General features: G+C 52.8%; 8 protein-coding genes. 7 read left to right on the top strand and 1 reads right to left on the bottom strand.

Going from position 1 to position 7119, the window contains the following annotated elements; genetic code table 11:
* From hydF to AB7E65_RS11195, 7 genes are all read left to right on the top strand, one after another.
* On the top strand, positions 1-953 hold a 953-nt coding region (gene hydF, locus AB7E65_RS11225; RefSeq protein ID WP_428745922.1), incomplete at its 5' end, for a [FeFe] hydrogenase H-cluster maturation GTPase HydF.
* A 546-nt stretch (positions 954-1499) separates the two neighbouring features.
* Entirely contained in the window at positions 1500-1997 is a 498-nt protein-coding gene (locus AB7E65_RS11220) for a hypothetical protein (protein ID WP_072287688.1), read from the top strand.
* Between the two features lie 28 nt (positions 1998-2025).
* Positions 2026-2301, top strand: a complete 276-nt coding sequence (locus AB7E65_RS11215) for a MazG nucleotide pyrophosphohydrolase domain-containing protein (protein ID WP_072288180.1) — start codon at positions 2026-2028, stop codon at positions 2299-2301.
* Between the two features lie 293 nt (positions 2302-2594).
* Positions 2595-3128 carry a nitroreductase family protein gene (locus AB7E65_RS11210; RefSeq protein ID WP_072287689.1) on the top strand — a complete coding sequence of 178 codons (534 nt, stop codon included), beginning with the start codon at positions 2595-2597 and terminating at the stop codon, positions 3126-3128.
* Between the two features lie 5 nt (positions 3129-3133).
* Entirely contained in the window at positions 3134-3664 is a 531-nt protein-coding gene (locus tag AB7E65_RS11205; protein WP_072287690.1) for a nitroreductase family protein, read from the top strand.
* Between the two features lie 61 nt (positions 3665-3725).
* The gene (locus AB7E65_RS11200) at positions 3726-5132 is read left to right on the top strand and encodes a DNA recombination protein RmuC (protein WP_072287691.1); all 1407 of its coding nucleotides are present in this window, start codon (positions 3726-3728) and stop codon (positions 5130-5132) included.
* 91 nt (positions 5133-5223) lie between these two features.
* A complete protein-coding gene (locus AB7E65_RS11195) occupies positions 5224-5619 on the top strand; it encodes an NINE protein (protein WP_072287692.1) in 396 nt (131 codons plus the stop codon).
* A gap of 61 nt (positions 5620-5680) precedes the next feature.
* Here the strand turns inward: AB7E65_RS11195 and AB7E65_RS11190 are convergent.
* Positions 5681-7119: AMP-dependent synthetase/ligase (locus AB7E65_RS11190; protein WP_428745921.1), on the bottom strand; the 1439-nt coding region annotated here is incomplete at its 5' end.

Here is a 7119-nt window from a genome sequence, read left to right as displayed (position 1 = left end):
TGTGGGCAGATTTCGAGGAAGCCATTTTTTCCGAACTGCAGCAGCGGCATATTCCGGTGGTCGTCGTTTTCAATAAATGCGACATTGCGCAACCCGCCGCTGAGCATCTTGCCCGCTTTTCGGAGGACGGAGTTCCCTGCGTGGCAACGACAGCCGAAACTGGCGAGGGGGTTCTCGATTTACGCGAAGCGCTGATTCGAACGGTTCCTGACGAATTTATCAATCCCCCTACCATCCTCGGGGATCTGGTGCCGTCGGGAGAACTTGCGGTTCTGGTTGTTCCAATCGATATGGAGGCGCCCAAAGGGCGTTTGATTCTTCCTCAGGTTCAGTCCATTCGCGATATTCTCGATAACGATGCCTATTGCATGGTGGTCAAGGAACGGGAACTGCGCGATGCCCTTGACCGTCTGAAGCGCCCGCCAGCACTGGTGGTAACAGATTCCCAGGCATTTTTGAAGGTTGCAGCCGACACCCCGGAAGACGTGCCGATGACATCGTTTTCCATTCTCTTCGCCCGTTTCAAGGGGGATCTGGGAGAATATGTGCGTGGCACCATGGCCATCGAGAACCTTATGCCGGGCGATCGCGTATTGATTGCCGAATCGTGCAGCCATCACCCCATCGGAGAAGATATCGGGAGAGTCAAGATACCTCGCTGGCTGCAGCAGTATGTGGGAGGGAAGCTTGAATTTGTCCATACACAGGGGCATGATTTCCCTGAAGATCTGGCGACCTACAAACTGGTCATCAACTGCGGATCCTGCATGTGGAACCGACGCGAGGTGCTGTCCCGCATCATGCACTGCCAGCAGGCCGGTGTTCCTTGCAGTAACTACGGTCTGACCATTGCCTATTCGCTGGGTATTTTCGAACGCGCGCTCAGACCATTCCCGTCGGCGGAGGAAATCTATCGCGAAATGGCGCCGGCAATCAGCAGCACGGGCTTGTAGCTTGTATCCATATGGGAAACTGACTTACGAAACATTTCAAGCCAGGGCTACCGTGAATGACACCCCGCACATTCGACGGGGCCTTTTTTGTTCTGCCGATGACAATCGAGGCACAGCCCGTGTCCCATTTCCCGGGTAAGGGCTGCTTTTTCGTTGCCTCCCCGATGACAGGTGCTGCAGGCCATGAGTGTGGCATGGGGTTTGTGCGGAAAACGCAGTTTTTCGTTTTCCGGCACAGCGGTTTGAGGTGAGGTGACTTCCAGTGGCATTTCGGTTTGGGCAGACGCAACCTGGGAGCCTGCCTCCCTGCAGCCTCCCAGGCTGAGCGCCAGACAAAATATCAAACCCATCCTTTTCATAGGCCCTCTCAAGCGCCAGGGTTTATCAGCTGGTTTTCACTATATCCCAAAAAGTTTTCTTTTCCGATATTTTCCACCGATGTTTTTGCCGGTTGGCAGTCTGGGGTGATTGCCGCTATAATGACCCATCCGGCAATCTTTGGGAATGGCAGACGATTGCTGGAATTCTTCGCCTCTGGAGCGCGACATGTTAAAAAATGCAGGTTTGAGTATTTTTTTTCTGTTGATTGTGAGCTGTTTTATACTGATATCGGGCGGCTACAGGCATACCGCATGGGCGGAAAAAGCCGCCGGCGAATTCAATATCAAACAGGAAGGCATCAAAAAAGACAATATTTTCAACCTTTTTTTCGGAGGCGCTCCTTTGATGCCGACGGAAAACGGCATTCTGATCATCGATGCCTTTCTTGACGAAAACGGCAACCAACAATGGGATGCGGGAGAGCCGGCACTCGAGAAAGCTCTTGTCTGCACACTGGATGACATTGAATACCCGGTACCGGCTTTTATTCCCGGATTGAAAAACGGGGACAATTATTTTCTGAAATGCTCCGGGGAAGACTACCATCCGACGATTGAAAAAAAGAACGTCTTTATCAAAAAGAGAGGAGAGATCATCAAAATCGAGGTGCCCTGTCAGCTTCCTGTCTCACGCACAGCCCTGAAAACCGCACCTGAAAAATAACATGGATCCGATAATGCGAGAAGTTCTCATGGATAACAAAGCCTACGCCGATATTTTTGATGCCACCCTTCAGAAATGGGGCATTGAAGCCCAGTACGATCAGGCCATTGAAGAATGTGCCGAGTTGATCGCCGCCCTCAAACATTTTAAACGCGGCAAGGTTACCGAAAGTGAAATCATCGATGAACTGGCCGATGTTATTCTCATGACCCAACAATTGGTGTTCATGCTGGGAGAGGATCGCGTTGACAGTGCCATTACAAGAAAAGTCGAAAAACTGCGTTTGCTTTTGCATGCCCGCTGACCCGTACCAAAACCAGGCGCCACCGTTGCCCCTGCCATTGCCCTGCCGTCTTTCCGAAAGCGTACCTTGAATTTTGTTTCCGTCCCTGTTAGTGTTTGAAGCATTCGAAATCAATATGTTTTTTTGGTCCGGTTTGTGCTTCGTGCCTGTTCGGGAAAACGGTTTCCGCCCGGCTCCATTCATATAGGGCGCGAAACCGGCGGCTCCCCTGGGGTTAATGCAACAGGCCCCCAAGCCTTGTGTTGCCGCAAAACGTATGGCTGCACGGCCTGAGCCGGGAAGGAGGATAGGGCATGTTCATCGACTTGCTGCGAAGGCGGCGCAGCATCCGCAATTTCGATTCCCGTAGGATTGAACCGGAAAAAATGGATTTACTGATCGAGGCCATGCTTCGATCTCCGACATCCAAAGGGCGCCGGCCATGGGAATTCATCATCGTTACCGATCCGGAAATCAGGGCGGCTCTTGCTGCCGCCAAACCCAAGGGCGCCTCCTTTCTAGGCGGAGCCCCTGTTTGCATCGTCATTTGTGGCAACCCCGATACAAGTGACGTATGGATAGAAGACTGCGCGGTTGCTGCCACGATGCTTCAACTGGCGGCGGAGGATGTCGGTCTCGGAAGTTGCTGGTCTCAGATCCGCGGTCGTCAGCATGCCACCGGCATTTCGGCGACGAGTGCATTGCGTCAGCTCCTGCAACTTCCGGATAACTTTCAGATCGCCTCCATTATCGGCATCGGATATCCATCGGCATCTGTTTTGCCGAATCCGGAAGAGGCGCTCCCCGTCCAAAAAATTCACGAAAACCGTTATAACCACAGGAGATAAGTCGTATGGTTCTTTCTTTGCTGAGAAAACGCCGCAGTATCCGCAAATATCAGCCCCGTCCAATTGAAAAAGAAAAGATCGAAACCCTCATGGAGGTTTTACTGCGCTCTCCTTCGTCTAGAAGCCTCAATCCCTGGCAATTCATTTTCGTCTCGGATCCTGCGCTTCTTGCAAAGCTGGGAAAAAGCAAGAAACATGGGGCGTCCTTTCTCAAAAATGCCGCATTGGCGGTCGTGCTGTGCGCCGATCCCCAACAATGTGATGTCTGGGTTGAAGATTGTTCCGTTGCCGCAACGCTTTTGCAGCTTGCGGCAGAAGAGATGGGATTGGGCAGCTGCTGGGTGCAGATAAGGCTCCGTCGCCATGACGAAGCGCAATCCGCCGAGGCGTTTATTAAGGACCTGCTGCAGATCCCCGATCATCTGGCCGTGGCATCCATCGTCGGACTGGGCTATCCGAATGAAGTCAAAACACCGCATGCCGCGGAGAAGCTTCAATATGAAAAAATATTTTCCAACATCTACGGAAACCGGTAAATAGAGCCGGAAAAAATCAGATGTTGCCTATTTCAATTCCTTTTAGCGTGGCCGGTTGACCATGGATGTTTTGACAACGGTGATTGCCTTTTGTTCAGGTACGGCTTGCGGCGCCTTGTTCGGCGGGATGCTGGTTTATCGCCGCGCTCGAACCGCGAGGCTGGTGCGGGATCGCGACACGCACGCCCAGATTGCCGTATTGCAGGAACGCCTGGAAAACCGCGCACGGGAGAACGCGGCTATGGCGGTGCGTCTCTCCACGCTGGAATCCGAAAAGGCCGAGAAAAACCAGGCTCTCTCGGCCGCCGCCGCGCGTACGGCATCCCTGGAAACGCAATTGGACCAGGAGCGCAAGCAGGCTTCGGAAAAGCTGGGCTTGCTGAATGAAGCCAGGGACCAGTTGCGCCTGGAATTCCAGAATCTTGCTCACCGGATCTTTGACGAGAAGAGCCGAATCTTCGTGGATCAGAACAGAACGAATCTCGATCGGGTGCTGATGCCTTTCAGGGACCAGATCAAGGACTTTGGAACCAAGGTTGAGCAGGCTTACCATGCCGAAGCCCGTGAGCGCCATTCCTTGCGACAGGAAGTTGTCAGGTTGCAGGAACTCAACCAGCAGATCCAGGAAGATGCCGTCAATCTCACCGCCGCATTGAAGGGACACGCAAAAACCCAGGGCACCTGGGGGGAGATAGTCCTGGAGCGGCTCCTGGAACAATCCGGATTGCGCAAGGGCAGAGAATATGTGGTGCAATGCAGTTACCGCAACACGCAAGGCAGACAATCGCGTCCGGATATTGTCGTGCATCTTCCTGACAGCAAAGATATTGTTATCGATTCCAAGGTTTCTCTTACCGCCTATGAGAGGTATGTCAACGCAGTCGATCAGGAATCCCGTCTGCTCGCCGTTCGCCAGCACATGGCATCACTTCATGCCCATCTCAAGGAACTTCAGGGCAAGGAATATGAAAATCTGCCACAAATAAGAAGTCTTGATTTTGTGTTGATGTTCGTACCGGTGGAAGGGGCTTTCACCCTGGCGCTGGAGGAGGACGAAAACATTTTTCAGAGGGCTTTTGAACAGAACATCATGATCGTGTCGCCTTCGACTCTACTGGTTACCCTGCGTACCATTCAGAATATCTGGCGGCACGAGTACCAGAACCGTAATGCCCTTGAAATCGCCCGTCAGGCAGGCAATCTTTACGATCATTTTGTCCGTTTTGTCGATGATCTGGAAAAAGTTGGGGAGTTCCTGGGAAAAAGTCGCCTGTATTATGAACAGGCTCACAGGCGGCTCGCGACGGGGAAGGGCAATCTGGTACGGCGCGCTGAAAACCTGCGAGAACTGGGGGTGCAGGTGAACAAGATACTGCCGTCGGATATCCTGGAGGGTGCCCATCTGGATATCGACGGCGAAAAAACCGCACCGGTTATCTCGGCCGCCGGCGAAAACCCCGCACGTTAGAATCGATTTTCTATGGTTTTTATATTTTAAAAACAATGTATTAAGTTAAAATACCTCGAAAATACTTAAAATATCTGACAGGAGGACAGTTATGAAAGACAACACCCATAGTTTGCTGGTCGGTTATCTTTTATGGATTTTCGGGTTTATCGGCGCCCATCGTTTTTATTACGGGAAACCCGTCAGCGGCACCATATATTTCTTTACCCTCGGACTGTTGTTTGTTGGATGGTTCGTCGATCTTCTTCTGATTCCCGGCATGAACCGCCAGGCCGACCGGCGTTTTTTACCCGGCAGGTTCGATTACAATATTGCCTGGCTGCTACTCGGTTTTCTCGGCGTCCTGGGTATTCACCGTTTTTATCTTGGCAAATGGGCCACGGGCCTTTTGTATCTTGTTACCGCCGGTCTTTTCGGTATTGGCGTCCTGTACGACTTCTGGACGCTCAATGACCAGGTCTCCGATGGCAACCAACAGCCTGCATGATCCGTTTTGGCCGTGCACCGTGGATACTATCAAGTGTTTATCCAGGATTCCCGGATGAACACTATCGCGATGCGGGGATATCGGCTTCAACAACGTACCGCTTGATTTTGCGGGTGGTTGTTTTGGGAAATTCGTCGTCACGCAGGGTGAATCGTTTGATCCGTTTGTAGTCCGCCAGGCGGTTCCCGACTTCCAGCACTTCCTGCCGGATGAGTTCCTTGACGTCGGCTTCATTCAGGGCCGGGCAACCTGTTTGCCTGACGTGATTGTCCAGAGCTTCCTGGTCCGGATAAATGATGGCATGAACCTCCTCCGAGGTGTCGTTCAATTTGTGGCCGTACACCATGACCTCGGCAACGAAAGGGCTTTTAAGCAGTTCGTTTTCCACCTCCTCCGGATAGACATTTTTGCCGTTGGGCGTCACGATCAGGTTTTTCACACGGCCACGAATCGTCAGATAGCCCTTTGCATCGAGATGGCCAAGATCACCGGTGCGGTACCATCCATCCACAATGACTTCGGCGGTGGCCCTGGGGCGTTTGTAGTATCCCTGCATGACATTGGGGCCTTTGACCAGGATCTCGCCGACGCCTTCCTCATTGGGGTGGTCGATGCGCACCTCGACACCGGGTATTGTTCTGCCAACGGTGCCCAGTTTGCGATGATGGGGTGATTCCGCGGCAATGATCGGAGAAGTCTCCGTTATGCCGTATCCCTGCAGAATGGTGATGCCCAGACTTGTTATGCCTCTGGCGATTTCGGGATCGAGAGCGGCGCCACCGCTGATGAAGGTGATATTTTTACCGAAACTTTTTTTTATCTTCGCAGTTACCAGGGATCGGGTAAAAGGTATGGAAAACAAGATCTTGGCGAGCGGTTTTTCTTCGATGCCACGACGGATGCGGTTCAGCAGGACGCGATAGACGGCAGGAACCCCCATGACATATGTCGGCTTTTCCTCGACCAGGTTCTGTCCGATTTTTTTCAGGGATTCGGCAATCGATACGGTGCCGTTGACGGATAGCGGCGCCAGAACTCCGGCCACCTGTTCAAAAACGTGGTTGATGGGCAGGAAGGAGAGGGTGTGCATCCCCTCGCCGACCTCAAGATGCGGCAACGCCGATTTGATATTGGTCACGATATTGGCGTGGCTCAGCATGGCTCCCTTGGAGCGTCCCATGATTCCGGAAGTGTAAAGGATAACCGCCGTATCCGTGGGTGCGCGGCCAGGCACCGGGGCAAGGTCACCGTCCCGACCAAAGCGGCCCAGGGGCTCAACGGCATAGCGCCGGAAAAAGGAGCGTCGGGTTTCATCCATATCGTTGAATACACTCTTGATCCCTTCGGTTCTGGTGCCGGCGACCTTTCTTTCTTCCGGATGCAGCAACATCCGCTCAAGGTTTCGACCCAGGCTTTCAACGCGTTGCTGCTCTTCGGTGGAAATACGGTACTGCCTGGCCAGTTCACGCCAGGCATCGACGATATCTCCCATGGTCTGCC

Origin of the sequence: Syntrophotalea sp. (genome assembly GCF_050253115.1) — a bacterium.
In the GTDB taxonomy this organism is placed as follows: Bacteria; Desulfobacterota; Desulfuromonadia; order Desulfuromonadales; family Syntrophotaleaceae; genus Syntrophotalea; species Syntrophotalea acetylenica.
This window is presented reverse-complemented; position numbering and strand designations above follow the sequence as displayed.